This is a genomic window from Aquibacillus kalidii (genome assembly GCF_014280935.1).
Classification (GTDB): Bacteria; Bacillota; Bacilli; order Bacillales; family Amphibacillaceae; genus Aquibacillus_D; species Aquibacillus_D kalidii.
The window spans coordinates 35,408-53,661 of record NZ_JACLZI010000024.1 but is presented as its reverse complement, the minus strand read 5'-3'; the positions used below and the strand labels follow the sequence as shown (position 1 = coordinate 53,661).

The window sequence follows — 18,254 nt, the reverse complement described above, 5'->3', positions numbered from 1 at the left end:
ATATCTTTAGCGTACTTATTCCTGTTCGAAAATGCAAGAAACATGTCATTCGTGCTATAATTACCGTTGGTAGTTTAGCAATTATTTGGCTAAATAGTAGATTATTTCGTAAATACTATAGGACATACTATTTAACATCATGTTTTTAAAATAAAATCATCAAAGAGGGACGCATTACAATTGAGTAACAAAAGAGAATATTTGATAAGATGGTTGTTTTTTTTCGCGGGTATTATTATTTTGGCGTTTGGTGTCAGTTTAACAATAAAAGCTAAGGACCTGGGATTAAGTCCATGGGATGTATTCCACTATGGGTTATATATTCAATTTGGATTAACGATAGGTACATGGTCGATTATTACCGGTTTAATTATAGTTATGTTAACCGCATATCTAACAAAAAAACTACCAACTATAGGTACATATTTAAATATGATATTACTTGGGCTGTTTATTGATTTGTTTAATTGGTTAATTCCTGAGCCAAATTTGTATTGGACTGAAGTGGTGCTGTTAATACTAGGAATATTTATAACGGCAATAGGTGTAGGTGTCTATGTGGCACCAAACTTTGGTGCTGGTCCTAGAGATAGTGTCATGTTGTATATGAGTAAAAGGTTTGGATGGAAATTGTCTCGCGTAAGGAATGCTATTGAACTAGTAGTGTTTGTCATTGGCTGGCTTTTAGGCGGTCCAATAGGTGTAGGAACAATTGTTATTGTGTTATCGATCGGTTCTGTAGTAGGTGTTACTATACCTCAAGCAGAACAATTTTTGAATAATGCATTGAAAAGGGGAGTGCGAGATGAAAATCTCAACAAAAGGAAGATATGGACTAACCATTATGATTGAATTAGCGAAAAATGATGGGAAAGGCCCAATGTCATTAAAAGCAATTGCAAAGGAAAATAATTTATCAGAACATTATTTAGAACAATTGGTGGCGCCATTACGTAATGCTTCTTTAGTTAGAAGTATTCGAGGCGCTTATGGTGGATATATACTAGCTAAAAAGCCTGTAGATATTACTGCAGGAGATATTATAAGAATTCTCGAAGGTCCTATTACTCCGGTAGAAGGAATTGAAGATGAAGAGCCTGCAAAGCAACATTTATGGATTCGTATCCGAGATGCAGTAAAGAACGTGTTAGATACGACAACCTTAGACGACTTAAGTAAATATGAGGATACTGGTAACCAAGATCCGTACATGTTCTACATTTAATAGGAGGAAGGCAAATGAATGGAATTTACTTAGATAATGCTGCAACATCACCTGTTCATCCCGAAGTAATAAAGGTGATGCAGAAAAGCTTAGAAGAAGTATATGGCAACCCCTCCAGTATCCACCAGTATGGTAGAAAAGCGCGGCAAACACTTGATAATGCAAGAAAAGTTGCAGCTTCAAGTATTGGTGCGAATGAGAAGAATATAACGTTTACTAGTGGTGGAACTGAGGCAGATAATCTTGCGTTAATTGGTACAGCTTTAGCTAATCAAGATAAAGGTAAGCATATCATTACGACAACGATTGAACATCATGCTATTCTACATGCAGCAGAAAGTTTAGAAAAACAGGACTTTACTGTCACATATTTGCAAGTGCAATCTAATGGACAAATTAACGTACAGGATTTGAAAGATGCGTTAACAGATGAAACGATTGTGGTATCTGTTATGATGGTTAATAACGAAACAGGAATTATTCAACCGATAAAAGAAATAGGAGAGATTCTAAAAGGGCATCAAGCATACTTCCATACGGATGCAGTACAAGCTTATGGTTTACTAGATATAGATGTAGATAAGCTCGGAGTTGACTTATTAACTGTCTCTTCACATAAAGTAAATGGACCAAAAGGTGTAGGATTTCTCTATATAAACGAGAATGTGAAAATTTCTTCCTTACAGCACGGTGGTCAACAGGAACGAAAAAAGCGTCCAGGTACTGAAAATGTAACGGGTATAATAGGGTTTCAAAAAGCAATCGAGTTGGCCCAAGCAGAACGAGACGATCGCAATTTAGCCTACAATACGTACAAACAGTTATTTTTAAAAAAACTCGAGTCTGAAAAAGTAAGTTTTTCCATTAATGGAGACCTGGAAAATGCTATTCCATCTATAGTTAATATTAGCTTTCCGGGTACCAATGTAGAACAGTTATTAACCAACTTCGATCTATCTGGTATTTCTGCTTCTAGTGGAAGTGCATGTACGGCTGGTTCCGTTGAGCCTTCCCATGTTCTTTCGGCAATGTATGGGTCATCAAATGATCGCACAATTAATTCCATTCGTTTTAGTTTCGGGCTTCCCAATTCTGAAGATGAAGTTACAGAAGCAGCAACAAGAGTTGCTTCTATTATAAATAGACTTATAAAATAAAAAATTAGTAAAAATAAGGTGGTGAACAGCATGAAAGACAATAAAAACACACGAGTAGTTGTAGGTATGAGTGGAGGAGTAGATTCTTCTGTTACTGCTTTATTACTAAAGCAACAAGGATATGATGTCGTTGGTATTTTTATGAAAAACTGGGATGATACCGATGAAAATGGCGTTTGTACGGCAACTGAGGATTTTGATGATGTCGTACGTGTATGTAATCAATTAGATATCCCCTACTATGCTGTTAATTTCGAGAAACAATATTGGGATAAAGTGTTTACTTATTTCTTAGATGAATATAAAGCTGGACGTACACCAAATCCTGATGTGATGTGTAATAAGGAAATTAAGTTTAAAGCATTTTTAGATCATGCTTTATCACTAGGAGCCGACTATTTAGCAACCGGTCACTATGCTCAGGTGCGTAAAATAGGTGATAAATACGAAATGGTTCGTGGTGTAGATGATAATAAGGATCAAACTTATTTCTTAAACCAACTTTCTCAATCTGTCTTATCTAAGGTTATGTTTCCATTAGGGCATTTACCCAAAAAAGAAGTGCGTCGAATTGCTGCTGAGCATGACTTAGCAACTGCACATAAAAAAGATAGTACAGGGATTTGTTTTATTGGAGAACGGAATTTCAAAGAATTCCTAAGTGAGTATTTACCAGCACAACCAGGTAAAATGAAGACGTTAAGTGGTGTGGAAAAAGGAAAACACGAGGGACTTATGTACTACACGATCGGACAGCGCCAAGGTTTAGGAATAGGAGGCGCAGGTGATCCATGGTTTGTTGTTGGTAAGAACTTAAAAGAGAACGTACTTTATGTAGAGCAAGGTTTTGGCAATGATTCTTTATATTCAGATGGGTTAACCGCGTCTCAATTGAACTGGGTGAATGAAGAACCCTTAACAGAAGTACTTGAGTGTACGGCCAAATTTAGATATCGTCAAACTGACAGCAAAGTAACAGTTACACCGATTGACAATGATAAGGTAAAAGTAACGTTTCATGAAGCGGAAAGAGCTATTACACCTGGGCAAGCAGTCGTATTTTATCAAGATGAAATATGTCTTGGTGGTGGTACGATAGATGAAATCATAAAAAATGATACGCCATTAGACTATGTTGGATAAATTAGTAGAGGGGGCAGACAAAATGTCTGTCCTATCTTTTTTTTATTTTAGTAGCGACAAGGAACATGGTAAAATAAATAATAAATGATGGGAACGGTTAGTCAGCAATAGATTAGGAGATGGTGGTAATGAGTGAAATGAATAAAGGTGTTCAGTTTATGCAAGAAGGCAATCTAGAAGAAGCTGTGAAATTTTTTACAGCAGCGATCGAGGAAAACCCTGATGATTATTTAGGATATATTAATTTTGGTAACTTACTATTACATATGAACGACTATGAGCGTGCGGAGACCTTTTTCAAAAAAGGTATGGAACTAGAACCAAAAGCGGCTACTGGTTATTATGGATTGGGCAATGTTTATTTTGAACAAGAAATGTTTCATCAAGCACAAGAGAATTACCAACAAGCAATTAAGCTTGGCCTCGATGAAGGGGATGTGTATTTCATGCTAGGCTTAAGCTTGCAAAATCAAGATCAACATAAATTGGCTCTACCATATCTACAACGAGCTGCTGAGCTAAAGTCTAATGATGAAGATATCTGGTTCCAATACGGTCTATCTTTGGCACAAACCAATCAAATAGATATTGCACAGCAAACTTTTCAAAAAGTATTAGATCTAAATGAGGAGCATAGTGATGCCCATTACAACATGGGTGTAACCTATCTATATCAAGAGAAGGTGCAGGAAGCGAAGCAACATTTCGACAAAGCATTGGAAATCAACCCAGAGAACCTCTTAGCTGCTAATGCGAATAGAGCGATTGACGAAATGTTACAAGGATAAAACGATTAATCAGCAAAAGGAGAGCCAATAGTGATGGAAGAATATCAAACGATAGAAGAGCAAAACTATATAAAAGGCGAATTAATTCATACTATTTTTGAAAATGAAGTTGAGCATTTTTCCATTGCTAAGATAAAGGTTCTTGAAACAAATGAACAAATAGATGATAAGGAAATGGTCATTAAAGGATATTTCTCAAAACTAGACCCTGGAGAAACATATGTTTTTCGGGGAGGATTTGTGGAACATAAGAAGTTTGGAAGACAATATCAAGTAGAAAGCTATCAACGCTTTGTACCTACGACAATAGATGGCCTCGTAGCCTATTTGTCTAGTGATTTGTTCTATGGTATTGGTAAAAAAACAGCCCAAAAGATAATCGATCATTTAGGTGAAGGTGCCATTACAAAAATATTAAATCACGAAGATGCTTTGGAAGGAATCCCGGGTGTAAATAAGGAAAAGGCTAGTCAGCTTCGACAAGATTTACAGGAACATCAAGGGTTTGAACATGTTGTAATTAGTCTCTCAAAATATGGATTCGGACTGAAAATGGCCCAAAAAATATACGGTGTTTATAAACAAGAAGCGTTGCAGGTATTGGAGCGGGATCCTTACCAATATGTATTTGATATAGAAGGGTTTGGATTCCTTCGGGCTGATGAAGTTGCTCGACAGAACAATCTGCCGATGAATCATTCTAGTAGAATTCAGGCTGCGTGTATTTATACATTGCAGAATAGTACACAAGATGGACATGTTTATTTACCTTTAAAACAGCATTTGATTGCAGTTGACGAATTAATTGGTGGAAATTTGTCACAGGTGTCGTTTGATGATATTTCCCGAGAAATAATGGAATTGAATAAACAAAAGAAACTAATTATTGTCGATTCGAGGGTTTATTTACCGTCTTTATATTATTCGGAAAGTGGTTTCTGTACGCAAGTTAAACGGATAGTTGATAAAGAAAACATGGAACAAGTAGATGATGCAGAATTACTAAAAATTGTTGGTTCCATTGAAGAAGAGGAATCATTAAGTTATGGGAAAGAACAATTTAATGCGATAAAAAAAGCATTAGGTTCTAAAGTTATGATTTTAACAGGTGGACCAGGTACTGGAAAAACAACTGTAATAAAGGGCATTATTAAGGCCTATAGCCATATTCATAGCCTTTCACTGAACCCAGATGATTATGATAATGATCAGCCGTATCCTTTTATTTTAACAGCCCCCACTGGAAGAGCAGCAAAACGTATAACCGAATCAACCGGTCTACCTGCTGTTACAATTCATCGCTTACTTGGCTGGAACGGTCATGAAACATTTGAGAAGAATGAGAACAACCCTTTAGCTGGAAAATTAATTGTCATTGATGAGTTTTCGATGGTAGATATCTGGTTGGCTTATCAATTGTTTCAAGCAATCCCAAGTGACATGCAGGTGCTAATGGTAGGGGATGAGGATCAATTACCTTCTGTAGGACCTGGACAAGTATTAGCAGACTTGTTAAAAAGTGATCTGATTCCTTCTGTAAAACTAGAAGAAGTGTATCGTCAAAAGGAAGGATCAAAAATAATTCAATTAGCTCATGAAATCAAGCGTAATGAATGTACCATTAATTCCTTAACAAAGGAATCTGACTTTAATTTTCTAGAATGTCGGGAACATCAAGTAGTAGATATCGTGATCCAAATTGTAAAAAGAGCTCATGAAAAGGGAGTCGACTTAAGAGACATTCAAGTACTAGCACCCATGTATCGAACACAAGCCGGAATACATCAAATTAATCAAGAAATTCAAAAAATCGTTAATCCTAAAAGTAACCAACGGCGTGAAATTAGAACAAGGGATTTCATATTCCGAACTGGAGATAAAGTAATTCAACTTGTTAACCAACCGGAGGACGGTGTTTACAACGGTGATATCGGGGAAATCACAGCCATCTTTGAGGAAGATGAGGGCAGTGGTGAAGGTGAACAAGTCGTTGTATTATTTGACGAGAAGGAAGTTGCTTACCAACGTAAAGATCTGAACAATTTAATGCACGCTTATTGTACTTCGATACATAAATCGCAAGGAAGCGAATTCCCTATTGTGGTATTACCAGTTGTCCATGGTTACCGAAGAATGCTGCGTAAAAATCTATTGTACACTGCTATTACTAGATCAAAAAAATCGTTAGTATTGTGTGGGGATAAGCGTGCCTTTCTCCAAGGGATTGGGGAAGAAGATACCAATCGTCGTTATACTTCGTTAAAGGAACAATTAACAGAACTGTTAAAAGGGACAACAGAAAAACAACCTTCTCTTGAAGCTGATGAGTTAAAACCCGAAGAAGATGATGAAGGAGAAGAATTATCTCCGTACGACTTTTTGTAATATACTTTTTTGTGAGTGTATTTATGCAATTAGTTTAGTATCGAGAGTAGAAATAAGCATAGTCTTCCTTGGCAAGATAGACTAGAAGGAAAGCAAAGAGAAGAGGTACCGTTTTTGTTTCTTCTTCTTTTTCCTATGGCTTCTTTTCTTTAAGAAAGCCAGGAAACAGCCCTTGTCGACAGTATGTGAAGAGTTTTTAGCTAAAATTAATTAGTTCGTATAAAATCTAGTGATTCGGGCCATACTTCTAGTATACTTTATGAAACGTCAAGGAGTTGCTAAATTATGCATTGCCCGAATTGCAAAGGAAACAATATAGGTAAGATCGGAAATCAGCAATTCTATTGTTGGAATTGTTTTATAGAATTATCTGCCATTAATGGCGTATTGGATGTGCACCAAGTAGAACAGGATGGATCACTAAGTTCTTTAAATGATCTGTTTTCTGAAGATGAACGGAGATTTCAACTATAACTCTAGTAAATAATAGTTAACAGAAAGAACCCTTGTCGACGTTTAAATGGCAAGGGTTCCTCTTTGGCATACTACCATTATTGCAGTATTTTACTAAGGTTGGGAGAGATATACATCAATGTTCGATCAGAATAAAGCAAGAAAGTATTTGTTTTGGGTACTATTAGGAATTCTATCTTTTCTATTTGTTTATTTGTTAACCCTATTATTCCCATTTATGACTAGTATTTTTTCGGTTATCATGAGGATTTTGACACCGTTCCTAATTGCGGGGTTAATTGCTTATTTACTACATCCAATTGTTGAAAAATTACATGACTTCAATTATCCTAGATGGCTAGCTATTATTGGGATTTACCTGTTATTTTTTGGTGGGATTGGTTACTTATCCTATAAGACATATCCGGTCCTAATTGAACAGTTGAAGGATTTGAATCAGAACTTACCATTTTTAATCGATAAATATCGTAGCCTAATTTATGATTTGTATGAAAGTACTTCTTTCTTGCCAGAGACTTTTCATGATCAGTTAGATGAATTTTTTCATGAAGTCCAAGAAATGGTCAGTACATTTTTAACAAACAGTGTAAAGCAAGTTACAAAATTAATGGATGTTGTGGTCATAGTCGCGGTTATACCAGTACTCGTGTTTTACATGCTGAAGGACTTTAAGTTAATAAAGTCTACCTTATGGAAATTAACACCTAAAAGGTATCAGGAAAAGGGAACAGAACTAGCAATTGAAATTGATAAAAGCTTGGGCAATTATATAAGAGGACAATTGTTAGTTTGTTTTTTTGTAGCATTGACTTCATATGGGATTCTATGGTTAATCGGCATGAAATACCCTTTACTACTAGCAATCTTAATGGGAGTGACTAATATAATCCCCTATTTTGGACCAATACTTGGATCTGTCCCAGCTATTATTATAGGGTTTACCATTTCGATGAAAATGGTCATCTATGTAATCCTAGGAGTATTTGTTGTTCAGATCATTGAGGGGAACTTATTATCTCCTTTTATTGTCGGTAAAAGTATTAATATCCATCCAATACTAATAATTCTTGCCCTGCTTGTTGGTGGCGAACTTGGAGGGATAATTGGAATGATTATTGCAGTTCCTGTACTAACTATTGTTAAAGTGCTTGTCATGCATACTAGAACTTTTCGAGGTGATCATTGACAGATAGATAAATGTTATCTATAATATCGAAGCATAGTAGATTATAGTAATACGTAGAGGATCATGAGTACATGATAGACCATTTACAAGCTTTAGTGCTTGGTAAGAGAGGAATTTCCTTGGCTGTGAGAAATTCTAAATGAAGGATCATGGAAGCTAGTTCTGAGTGCGGTTTTTAAAAGGCCGCCGGTCGCGCACCGTTAAAAGCGTTATGAAGGTGATAAATGGGCAACCTGCTCGTTTATAATCAGGGTGGTACCGCGAATTTAACTCTCGTCCCTGCTAATTAATTAGCAGAACGGGAGTTTTTTAATACTATCTTTTAATAAAGACTCAGAGAATATTTACGTTTTTCTACGTATATCCTAATTCCATGTACATAGGAGGTTAAAAGATGAAGAAATTATCATCAGCAGAAGTGCGACAAATGTATTTAGACTTTTTTAAAGAAAAAGGACACAGGGTCGAACCAAGTGCATCTCTTGTTCCGCACGAAGACCCAACTTTACTTTGGATTAATAGTGGTGTTGCTACTTTAAAGAAATATTTTGATGGCCGTGTTATACCTGATAATCCTCGAATAGTAAATGCCCAAAAGTCAATTCGTACCAACGATATTGAAAATGTTGGCTATACAGCTAGACACCATACCTTTTTTGAGATGCTTGGGAACTTTTCTATTGGAGATTACTTTAAGGAAGAAGCAATTGAATGGGCATGGGAATTCCTAACAAGTGATAAGTGGATTGGATTTGACAAAGAAAAACTATCGGTTACAGTCCACCCTGAGGATGAAGAAGCATATAAACTATGGCGTGATAAAATGAATGTTCCTGAAGAACGAATCATTCGTCTCGAGGAAAACTTTTGGGATATTGGAGAAGGTCCAAGTGGTCCAAATACAGAGATTTTCTATGACCGTGGTGAGGAATATGGAAACGATTCGTCTGATCCTGAACTATACCCAGGTGGGGAGAATGAAAGGTATTTAGAAATTTGGAACCTAGTATTTTCTCAGTTTAACCATAACCCAGATGATACTTATACAGCATTACCAAAACAGAACATTGATACAGGGATGGGTCTTGAAAGAATGGTTTCAGTAATTCAAGATACTCGAACTAATTTTGAAACAGATCTATTCTTACCTATTATTAAAAAGACAGAGGATCTAGCGAACGTGAAATACGGAGAGCATATAGATTCCGATGTTGCTTTTAAAGTAATTGCTGATCATGTTCGAACTGTAACCTTTGCAATTAGTGACGGTGCCTTGCCTTCAAACGAGGGCCGAGGCTATGTACTTAGAAGGTTGTTACGCCGAGCTGTAAGATACGCTAAACAAATTGGTATAGAGAAACCATTTATGCATCAGTTGGTTCCTACGGTAGGGAGTATAATGAAAGCTTTCTATCCAGAAGTGAAAAATAAAGAAGCGTTTATTCAAAATGTAATTAAAACCGAGGAAGATCGATTCCATGAAACACTACATGAAGGACTATCTATTCTTTCTGATATTATGGAGAATGAAAAGCAAAAAGGTAGTAATGTATTCCCAGGTACAGAAATCTTTAGACTGTACGATACGTACGGATTCCCAAAAGAGTTAACACAAGAGTACGTGGAGGAAGCGGGCTTCGAAATGGATGAGCCTGGTTTTGAAGAAGAGATGAAGAAACAACGAGAACGTGCTCGTAATGCTCGTCAAAAAGTAGACTCTATGCAAGTTCAAGACGGTGTTTTAAGTCAAATTGAAGTAGAAAGCTCTTTTGTTGGGTATGATACGTTAAAGGCTAATGCTAGTATTTTAGAGATTGTCCAAAACAAAGAAATAGTAGAGTCTATTAAAGCAGGAGAGGAAGCATTAATAATTCTTAGCGAAACACCTTTCTACGCTGAAAGTGGTGGACAAATTGCAGATAATGGCTGGATTTATACAGATTCAAGTAAAGCATTTGTGGAAAACGTTCAAAAAGCTCCAAAAGGACAAAATCTACACCGCATCACGGTAAAAGAAGGGACACTCCATAAAGGAGATAAGGTCAAAGCTGAAGTCGATAGCGTATCACGTGCTTATGTTGTTAAGAACCATACAGCAACCCACCTTTTACACCAGGCATTGAAAGATGTCTTAGGTGAACATGTAAATCAGGCAGGCTCACTAGTTGCAAAAGATAGACTACGTTTTGATTTCTCCCATTTTGGAGCTATAACGGAGGAAGAGCTTACCAGAATTGAAACGAAGGTGAATGAAAAGATATGGGAAACGATCCCTGTATCTATTAATAATCATAAATTAGCAGAAGCAAGAGAAATGGGTGCGATGGCATTATTCGGAGAGAAATATGGAGACATTGTTAGAGTTGTCAAGGTAGGAGACTATAGCATTGAGTTATGTGGGGGATGCCATGTCCAAAATTCTGCTGAAATAGGATTATTTAAAATTATCTCTGAATCAGGTATAGGTGCGGGCACTAGAAGAATTGAAGCTACTACAGGTAAGGGTGCTTACGATTATTTAAGCGGAAAACATCAAGTATTGCACGCTTCAGCGCAACTGTTAAAAGTAGCGGAAGATAAGGTTCCAACTAGAATTGAGGCTTTATTCCAAGAGATGAAGGATGTTCAGCGCGAAAAAGAATCACTTAGTGCAAAAATATCAAATTTAGAAGCCTCCTCTCTAACTGATAGTGTGAAAGAAGTAAATGGTATATCTATTTTGGCACAACAAGTGGATGTACAAGATGCAAATCAACTAAGAACTATGGTTGATGAGTTAAAACAAAAGCTTGGCTCTGGTATAATTTTACTTGGCTCTGTAAATAATGGCAAAGTACAACTAATTGCAGGGGTTTCCAAGGATTTAATTGAGAAAGGCTTCCACGCAGGGAATCTTATTAAGGAAACTGCTAAGATTTGTGGTGGTGGCGGTGGTGGCCGACCTGACATGGCCCAAGCTGGTGGTAAGGACCCAGAAAAACTATCAGAAGCACTAAAATATACAGAAACTTACGTGGAATCCAATTCCTAGTTTGTCATACACTACCATTAAACGATATAATAGAAAATGTAATCAATTAAGATTCGGTAATAGGAAAATGGGGGTGTTTTCATGGGGTCTATGGACAAAACAATGAAGTTTAATTTTTCGGACGAGCCCTTTGATGAAAATGTAAACCAAGTATTGCTTACGGTTTATCAGGCATTAAAAGAAAAAGGATATAATCCCATCAATCAAATAGTTGGGTATTTATTATCTGGGGATCCAGCCTATATTCCTCGTCATAAAGATGCAAGGAATTTAATTAGAAGAATTGAACGGGATGAGCTTATCGAGGAATTAGTAAAATTCTATTTAGATCAGCATAAAGAGGCGTAATATGAAAACAATAGGATTAGATGTTGGGTCCAAAACAATTGGAGTAGCAATTAGCGATGCATTTGGTTGGACCGCACAAGGATTGACAACTATAAGATGGCAAGAACCAAATTATAGTACTGCAGAAGCAGAACTAGGAAAGATTATTGTGGAACATGAAATAGACCAAGCAGTAGTTGGCCTTCCAAAAAATATGAATGGGACAATTGGGGAACGTGGGGAAGCATCGCAGCGTTTCACTACCTACTTAGAAACTCAGTTCCATTTAAAAACGATACTATGGGACGAACGTCTAACAACAATGGCTGCAGAGAGGGTATTGTTAGAAGCGGATGTTAGTCGCAAAAAAAGGAAGAAAGTTATTGATAAAATGGCTGCGGTAATGATCCTACAAGGTTTTCTGGACTCAAAACAATAAAATTGGAGGCGAAAGAATGCCATTAGAAGAAAAAGAGAGAATTATCATTCCTGATGAGAATGGTGAGGAACATTTATTTGAAGTATTGTTTTCTTTTGACGTTGATGAAACTGGTCATTCTTATATAGCAGTTGTTCCTGCTGACCAGAAAGATGATGAGGAAGTAGAAGTATTTGCTTTCCGTTACGAAGATCAAACGAACGAAGATGATTTATCACTGTTTCAAATTGAATCAGATGAAGAGTGGGAAATGGTTGAGGAAATGCTTAATACGTTAACAGAAGAAGAAGAAAACAGCTAAGTTAGTAAAAAAAGTAGAACAACTCCTATTAACTGGGAGTTGTTTTTTAAATGAGATAAAAAAGTATAAAAATCAGAGATGTCTAGCTCCGGACGGCCTCCCTCCCGTAGGTCATAAGATGAGCCTTTATGTGACAGAGGCCGCCATGCTGAGGCTCGTTTTAAAGCTTGTCTGGAGTGAGCAAGGCTTCTAGGGCTTTTCTTAATTGTGTCTGCTAAATGGAGTTGAATAGTAAGACTTCCTCTTTTTTTGGAAAATGATTAGAATTTATGACGATATTTGTAGTATAATATACCGGATGGAAGGGGGATACCTGATGTCCACGTCGGATAACAATAATAAGGATCACAAAAATAACGGTACAAACAAACCAAGTAAACTTGAAAATATCAAAAAGTCTCATAAGGAACTTGTCGATCGACGAGGTGAAGAAGCTAGAATAGTTAGAAAAATTGTCAGTATAGTGCTGATCCTATTAACAATATTTATTGTTGTAGGAGGAATCTCAGGCTATTTATATATTAGATCGGCTTTAGAACCAGTAGATTCAAAAGATGACTCTAAGATTGAGATTAACATTCCACTAGGATCATCCACATCGCAAATTGCATCGATACTAGAGGATAATGGCATTATAAATAACAGTATGATCTATCGTTTTTACATTAAGTTTAATAATGCAGCCGAATTTCAAGCAGGAGATTATACCCTGTCACCATCTATGACCCTAGGTGAAATTACGGAAAAACTACAAACAGGTACCGTAATGAAAGAAGCTGTCCTCAGGGTGACCGTTCCTGAAGGGAAAACTATTGAGGAAATTGCTGCAATATATGAAGAAAATGCGAATGTAGATAAAAAGGAATTCATGGAAAAAGTGAATGACCGAACGTACATTGAGCAGCTAATTCAAGCATATCCATCCATTCTATCTGATGAGATCCTAGAAGAAGGGATTCGTGCGCCATTAGAAGGCTACCTATTTGCAGCGACTTATCAATTTTATAAAGAAAATCCAAGTGTAGAGACAATTGTGGAAGAAATGCTTAAAAAGACAGAAGAAGTCGTCACACCATATTTAGAGCAAATAAATGAAAAAGATTGGACAGTTCATGAAGCGCTAACTATGGCGTCACTCGTGGAAAATGAAGCTAGATCGGAAGAAGACCGTAAAATCATCGCAGGCGTATTTTATAATCGTTTGGAAGATAACATGATGCTACAGACTGATCCAACGGTCATTTATGCATTAGGTGAAGATATTGATAGAGTATATAACAAACATTTAGAAACAGATTCGCCTTATAATACCTATCAAAATGTTGGTTTACCGATAGGTCCTATATCGAACTTTGCAGAAAATTCTATAACTTCTGTACTAGAGCCTGAAGAAACAGACTATATGTACTTTATTGCAGACGATGACGATGGTGAAATTTATTATGCTAAAACCTATGATCAACACGAGGCATTAGTTGCTAAGTACCTAAGAGATAGAGACTAATATAGGATAGTAGGCAGGGGATTAGTATAATCTATTCCCTGCTTTTCTATGATTTTGCCGGATAGAAAGGAGTCAAATAGAATTGGACAATACAATCGATCATTATTTATTAGATATTAGAAATAATAGTCCGGAATGGGCGCAGCAATTAGAAAAATATGCAAGGGAAAATCATGTTCCTATTATGGAACCGTTAGGCATTGATTTTCTTATGCAAATAATTCGTATCAATAAGCCAAGCAGAATACTTGAAATAGGTACTGCAATTGGATATTCTGCTTTACGTATGTTAGAAGCTAGTCCAACTTCTCATATTGTATCTGTTGAAAGAGATGAACCTCGGTTCCAGGAAGCGGTACAAAATATAAAAAAAATGGATAAGGATCAAAATATTGATGTTTTGTTTGGTGATGCATTGGATATAACTAATGAGATAAAGGAAAAAGGCCCATATGATTTATTATTTATTGATGCTGCAAAAGGTCAATATCAGCGCTTCTTTGAACTTTATTCTACCATGTTAACAAGCGATGCTGTTATTATCTCTGATAATGTGTTGTTCAAGGGGTTAGTTGCTAATCCTAATTCAGATAAGGAGCGTCTAAACAAAATTGCTAATAAAATAACTACTTATAATAAGTGGTTAATGGAACATCCCCAATATGTAACCACCATCGTACCAATCGGTGATGGAATTGCTATTAGTATAAAGAGATAAAGAAAGAATGTTGAAGGGATAGGTAAGTATGGATAGTATAAAACCAGTTGTTATCGGAGTTGCGGGAGGTTCTGGATCAGGTAAGACCTCTGTTACTAGGTCTATTTGCAAGCGATTTGCAGATAAATCTATTCTTGTTATTGAACAAGATTATTATTATAAGGATCAATCAGACATTCCACTTGAAGAACGTTTAAATACAAATTATGATCATCCACTCGCATTTGATAATGACTTGTTAATCGAACATGTTAATAGCTTATTACAGCATAAAGCAATTGAGAAGCCAGTTTATGATTATAAGCTACATACACGTTCTGATAAAGTGATTGAAGTAGAGCCTAAAGAAGTAATTATATTAGAAGGTATACTTATTTTGGAAGACCCAAGGCTATTGGATTTAATGGATATAAAAGTGTACGTGGATACGGATGCTGATATTCGAATTATTAGACGACTTCTTAGAGATATTAAGGAGCGTGGAAGAACAATCGATTCCGTCATAGAACAATATACAAATGTTGTTCGGCCAATGCATTTACAATTTATAGAACCAACTAAGCGATATGCAGATATTATAATTCCAGAAGGTGGGAAGAATCACGTAGCTATTGATTTAATGGCTACAAAGATTCAGACAATCCTTGATCGTAAGACAAATAAATAAAAAGTATTGAAAATTACTGAAAAATCTGCCATAGTATTGGTTAGTAATGTAAATATTCCGTCATGTACATAGTTAAATAGTTAAATAAATGTAGAATGACACGGACTTGTTATGAAATAATGAATCTGGTCGGTATCAAAAGGAGTGTTTTGGAATGGCTGTAGAGAAAAGTTACTATATGACCTTAGAGGGTAAAGAAAAGTTAGAACAAGAGTTACATTATTTGAAAACAGAAAGAAGACAAGAAGTAGTTGAACGAATAAAAATAGCACGTGGGTTTGGGGATTTATCCGAGAACTCGGAGTATGATGCAGCAAAGGATGAACAAGCTTTTGTCGAGTCTAGAATCGTACAAGTCGAGAATATGATTCGTAATGCAGTTATTATTGAGAATGATAATGACAATCCAAACATAGTTAGTTTAGGTAAAACGATTACATTTCAAGAGTTACCTGATGGAGATGAAGAAACTTATACCATTGTTGGTAGTGCAGAAGCAGATCCATTTGAAGGTAAAATTTCAAATGATTCACCTATCGCTAAAAGCCTGTTAGGACATGAAATTGGTGAAGAAATAACAGTGCCTACTCCAGGTGGAGAAATGAACGTTAAAATAGTAAATGTTAAATAATTTTCGAACAAGGTGTTTTGTCTTCTGACAAAACACCTTGTTCATGTTTAGAGAAGTTTAATTTACCTAATTATAGTTGATACTTGAAGAAGAGGTGATAGTATGAAGAAATCACGCGTTCTTGTATTGGCTAGTATTATGATTCTATTTTTTTCCTATATTTTATACAAGCTCGTTGATATCCAACTAATTTCTACGGAACAATACGGACCAAATAAAGTAAATCTGTTAGCGGAAAGTGTTGAACAGCGATCTAGTGAGATGGTTTTGTCTACAGGAAGAGGTGTGTTACTAGATAGAAATAATATTCCGTTAAACAATGATATTAAAAAAGATGTTGTCCTATTTCCTTTTTTACAATCTATTTCTTTACCAAAGGATATTACTAGTGAATTGACTGACCTATCCTATAATTGGAAACAAAAATTGAAGAATGAGAAAGAACCTGTCTACCTTTCTGAATTAATAGGGAAAGAGGTGGATGATGCTTTATATAATACTTTGAAAGAAGCCGCTATACCTGGAATGGTCGCAGTACAGAGAACAGAATCGGAAGACCCGAAAATAGCTACCCATTTACAAGGACTTGTTAGAAGTAATCCAGAGCAGTTTAATAAACGTTATGAAGGGGATTCCAAGCAAAGAAAAACACAACCACTCGGTATTTCTGGTATAGAAAAGACCTTTGACCCTTTTCTACTATCGGAAAAGGAAGAAAAGCTTATGTACCATGTTGATGCAAAGGGTAACCCTCTTTTAGGACTGGACTTACGTTATACAGGAGCACAGGATGCCTTTTATCCACTTAAAATACAAACTACTATTGATTCACAAGCCCAGAAAATGGTGGAGAAAGTGTTTGAAAAATATAAGGTAGAGAAAGGTGGACTAGTACTTTTAGACATTGATAGTCGAGAAGTATTGTCATTAGTATCAAAACCAAATATTAACTTAGACAAGCCCTATAAGAATGATTCTTTAAAAAATCAAATGTTAACTACTCATTTTCCTGGGTCGGTTTTCAAAACGGTAGTAGCAGCTGCTGCAATTGAAAGTGATCAAGAAAGTATTAACTCAAGTTATAATTGTAATTTAGATCTTTACGGAGAAGAGGCTTCTGAACGACAACTAGGTACACTTACCTTTGAACAAAGCTTTGCTCAAAGCTGCAACTATACCTTTGCTGAGATTGGAAATAAGCTAGTAAATCAAAACGTGACTATTCTTGATGACTATGCAAATAAATTAGGTTTACTTGGTCCAGTTGGTTGGTCTGGTGATGTCTATCATTATGATAATTTCAGTCAACTTCCAGATGAAGAGGTAGGGCATGTTTGGGGGAATGAGCATGATCCATACGTGGAAAAAGCGATCAAACAAACGTCTATAGGTCAAAAGGAAGTAAAGGTAACACCATTAGCAATGGCGAATATGATGGCCACAATTGCGAGTGACGGCCTGAAACAACCGGTTACAGTTGTTAAGTCTATTTTATATAATAATAATACGACAATGAAAGAGTTTACATCTAATAAGGAGATAGAAAATACGATAAAACCTGAAACAGCTGGAGCTCTACAGAAATTACTAGAAGGTGTTGTGGAGAATGGTACTGGTAATCGGCTGAAGCCATTACCTATTGCAGGCAAATCAGGGACAGCCCAGACGGGAAAAGAGGATCACTATAACCATTGGTTTGTTGGATATTTCCCAAAAGATGATCCTAAATATGCTATGGTTGTCGTCGACTTACAGCAAACCTATGAAAAAGCAAAGACGTACGATATATATAAGGAAGTAGCCAGTAATTTACTTTCCGATCAAAAAAAATAAAACAAGAGGGTCTCCATTTATGTAAAGTTGGAGACCCAATTTTTCAATTGGATATATGGGTAATTTTTGAGTAAGGTATTGGATAAAAAAGCTTCTTTTTGCTCAGAAAGTATAAACTTAAATACAATCGATTCATCAACTTCAGAAAATTGTAATTGGCTACCATCAAATAAATAGATTACGAATAAGTGGTTGTGTTTATCATAACTGACTTGATCAAATGAAGTTAGTCCCCAAAGGTTACAATCAAATTTTGTTGTTTTCAATTCGCAACACGCTCCTTATAATGGTTCCATATTGTAATTATTAGATACTTATTCAATAACTCCTTCATATATGTCAAAAGTAGTTGAAGTTCGACATGAAAACTTTGTATATTTTAAAATGCTATCATTGGTTCATGGCTTGTATCATAGTATAATATAGATTAGATTTAGGGGAGGTA

General features: G+C 36.0%; 18 protein-coding genes. 17 read left to right on the top strand and 1 reads right to left on the bottom strand.

What is annotated here, in order from left to right; translation table 11 throughout:
• The first annotated feature begins 180 nt into the window (after positions 1-180).
• The 17 genes from H7K77_RS04375 to H7K77_RS04295 all read left to right on the top strand — a co-directional run bounded on the left by H7K77_RS04375 (position 181) and on the right by H7K77_RS04295 (position 17,809).
• A complete protein-coding gene (locus H7K77_RS04375; RefSeq protein WP_186576501.1) occupies positions 181-852 on the top strand; it encodes a YczE/YyaS/YitT family protein in 672 nt (223 codons plus the stop codon).
• Positions 806-1,225, top strand: coding sequence for a cysteine metabolism transcriptional regulator CymR (gene cymR, locus H7K77_RS04370; protein WP_186576500.1), 420 nt, complete (start codon positions 806-808; stop codon positions 1,223-1,225). The genes H7K77_RS04375 and cymR overlap by 47 nt, the downstream gene beginning before the upstream one ends.
• A gap of 14 nt (positions 1,226-1,239) precedes the next feature.
• The gene (locus H7K77_RS04365; RefSeq protein ID WP_186576499.1) at positions 1,240-2,382 is read left to right on the top strand and encodes a cysteine desulfurase family protein; all 1,143 of its coding nucleotides are present in this window, start codon (positions 1,240-1,242) and stop codon (positions 2,380-2,382) included.
• A gap of 30 nt (positions 2,383-2,412) precedes the next feature.
• A complete protein-coding gene (mnmA, locus tag H7K77_RS04360; protein WP_186576498.1) occupies positions 2,413-3,525 on the top strand; it encodes a tRNA 2-thiouridine(34) synthase MnmA in 1,113 nt (370 codons plus the stop codon).
• 128 nt (positions 3,526-3,653) lie between these two features.
• Positions 3,654-4,313: a tetratricopeptide repeat protein gene (locus H7K77_RS04355; RefSeq protein ID WP_186576497.1), complete on the top strand. Its 660-nt coding sequence runs from the start codon at positions 3,654-3,656 to the stop codon at positions 4,311-4,313.
• Between the two features lie 33 nt (positions 4,314-4,346).
• Positions 4,347-6,698: an SF1B family DNA helicase RecD2 gene (gene recD2 / locus H7K77_RS04350; protein WP_186576521.1), complete on the top strand. Its 2,352-nt coding sequence runs from the start codon at positions 4,347-4,349 to the stop codon at positions 6,696-6,698.
• A gap of 282 nt (positions 6,699-6,980) precedes the next feature.
• A complete protein-coding gene (locus H7K77_RS04345; protein WP_186576520.1) occupies positions 6,981-7,172 on the top strand; it encodes a hypothetical protein in 192 nt (63 codons plus the stop codon).
• Positions 7,173-7,290: 118 nt separating this feature from the next.
• Positions 7,291-8,358 (top strand): AI-2E family transporter, encoded by a 1,068-nt coding sequence (locus tag H7K77_RS04340; RefSeq protein WP_186576496.1) that lies wholly within the window; start codon positions 7,291-7,293, stop codon positions 8,356-8,358.
• A 394-nt stretch (positions 8,359-8,752) separates the two neighbouring features.
• Positions 8,753-11,389 carry an alanine--tRNA ligase gene (gene alaS, locus H7K77_RS04335; RefSeq protein ID WP_186576495.1) on the top strand — a complete coding sequence of 879 codons (2,637 nt, stop codon included), beginning with the start codon at positions 8,753-8,755 and terminating at the stop codon, positions 11,387-11,389.
• A gap of 81 nt (positions 11,390-11,470) precedes the next feature.
• The gene (locus tag H7K77_RS04330; RefSeq protein WP_186576494.1) at positions 11,471-11,737 is read left to right on the top strand and encodes an IreB family regulatory phosphoprotein; all 267 of its coding nucleotides are present in this window, start codon (positions 11,471-11,473) and stop codon (positions 11,735-11,737) included.
• Between the two features lies 1 nt (position 11,738).
• On the top strand, positions 11,739-12,155 hold the full coding sequence (gene ruvX / locus H7K77_RS04325) for a Holliday junction resolvase RuvX (RefSeq protein ID WP_186576493.1): 417 nt from the start codon (positions 11,739-11,741) through the stop codon (positions 12,153-12,155).
• A 16-nt stretch (positions 12,156-12,171) separates the two neighbouring features.
• On the top strand, positions 12,172-12,456 hold the full coding sequence (locus H7K77_RS04320; protein ID WP_186576492.1) for a DUF1292 domain-containing protein: 285 nt from the start codon (positions 12,172-12,174) through the stop codon (positions 12,454-12,456).
• Positions 12,457-12,772: 316 nt separating this feature from the next.
• Positions 12,773-13,960: an endolytic transglycosylase MltG gene (mltG, locus tag H7K77_RS04315; protein WP_186576491.1), complete on the top strand. Its 1,188-nt coding sequence runs from the start codon at positions 12,773-12,775 to the stop codon at positions 13,958-13,960.
• Positions 13,961-14,042: 82 nt separating this feature from the next.
• Positions 14,043-14,678, top strand: coding sequence for an O-methyltransferase (locus H7K77_RS04310; RefSeq protein WP_222599208.1), 636 nt, complete (start codon positions 14,043-14,045; stop codon positions 14,676-14,678).
• Positions 14,679-14,706: 28 nt separating this feature from the next.
• Positions 14,707-15,345 carry a uridine kinase gene (udk, locus tag H7K77_RS04305; RefSeq protein ID WP_186576490.1) on the top strand — a complete coding sequence of 213 codons (639 nt, stop codon included), beginning with the start codon at positions 14,707-14,709 and terminating at the stop codon, positions 15,343-15,345.
• 154 nt (positions 15,346-15,499) lie between these two features.
• Complete coding sequence (greA, locus tag H7K77_RS04300) at positions 15,500-15,976, top strand: transcription elongation factor GreA (RefSeq protein ID WP_186576489.1); 477 nt, start codon at positions 15,500-15,502, stop codon at positions 15,974-15,976.
• 102 nt (positions 15,977-16,078) lie between these two features.
• Complete coding sequence (locus tag H7K77_RS04295) at positions 16,079-17,809, top strand: peptidoglycan D,D-transpeptidase FtsI family protein (protein WP_186576488.1); 1,731 nt, start codon at positions 16,079-16,081, stop codon at positions 17,807-17,809.
• Between the two features lie 17 nt (positions 17,810-17,826).
• Here H7K77_RS04295 and H7K77_RS04290 read toward each other — a convergent pair whose 3' ends face one another.
• Positions 17,827-18,075 carry a hypothetical protein gene (locus H7K77_RS04290; protein WP_186576487.1) on the bottom strand — a complete coding sequence of 83 codons (249 nt, stop codon included), beginning with the start codon at positions 18,073-18,075 and terminating at the stop codon, positions 17,827-17,829.
• Positions 18,076-18,254: the final 179 nt, after the last annotated feature.

Excerpts from the sequence above, each read along its gene's own strand:
- H7K77_RS04295 (WP_186576488.1), top strand. The coding sequence starts at position 16,079 with ATGAAGAAATCACGCGTTCTTGTATTGGCTAGTATTATGATTCTATTT.
- cymR (WP_186576500.1), top strand. The coding sequence starts at position 806 with ATGAAAATCTCAACAAAAGGAAGATATGGACTAACCATTATGATTGAA.
- recD2 (WP_186576521.1), top strand. The coding sequence starts at position 4,347 with ATGGAAGAATATCAAACGATAGAAGAGCAAAACTATATAAAAGGCGAA.
- greA (WP_186576489.1), top strand. The coding sequence starts at position 15,500 with ATGGCTGTAGAGAAAAGTTACTATATGACCTTAGAGGGTAAAGAAAAG.
- ruvX (WP_186576493.1), top strand. The coding sequence starts at position 11,739 with ATGAAAACAATAGGATTAGATGTTGGGTCCAAAACAATTGGAGTAGCA.
- mltG (WP_186576491.1), top strand. The coding sequence starts at position 12,773 with ATGTCCACGTCGGATAACAATAATAAGGATCACAAAAATAACGGTACA.
- mnmA (WP_186576498.1), top strand. The coding sequence starts at position 2,413 with ATGAAAGACAATAAAAACACACGAGTAGTTGTAGGTATGAGTGGAGGA.
- udk (WP_186576490.1), top strand. The coding sequence starts at position 14,707 with ATGGATAGTATAAAACCAGTTGTTATCGGAGTTGCGGGAGGTTCTGGA.
- H7K77_RS04320 (WP_186576492.1), top strand. The coding sequence starts at position 12,172 with ATGCCATTAGAAGAAAAAGAGAGAATTATCATTCCTGATGAGAATGGT.
- alaS (WP_186576495.1), top strand. The coding sequence starts at position 8,753 with ATGAAGAAATTATCATCAGCAGAAGTGCGACAAATGTATTTAGACTTT.
- H7K77_RS04330 (WP_186576494.1), top strand. The coding sequence starts at position 11,471 with ATGGGGTCTATGGACAAAACAATGAAGTTTAATTTTTCGGACGAGCCC.
- H7K77_RS04340 (WP_186576496.1), top strand. The coding sequence starts at position 7,291 with ATGTTCGATCAGAATAAAGCAAGAAAGTATTTGTTTTGGGTACTATTA.
- H7K77_RS04355 (WP_186576497.1), top strand. The coding sequence starts at position 3,654 with ATGAGTGAAATGAATAAAGGTGTTCAGTTTATGCAAGAAGGCAATCTA.
- H7K77_RS04365 (WP_186576499.1), top strand. The coding sequence starts at position 1,240 with ATGAATGGAATTTACTTAGATAATGCTGCAACATCACCTGTTCATCCC.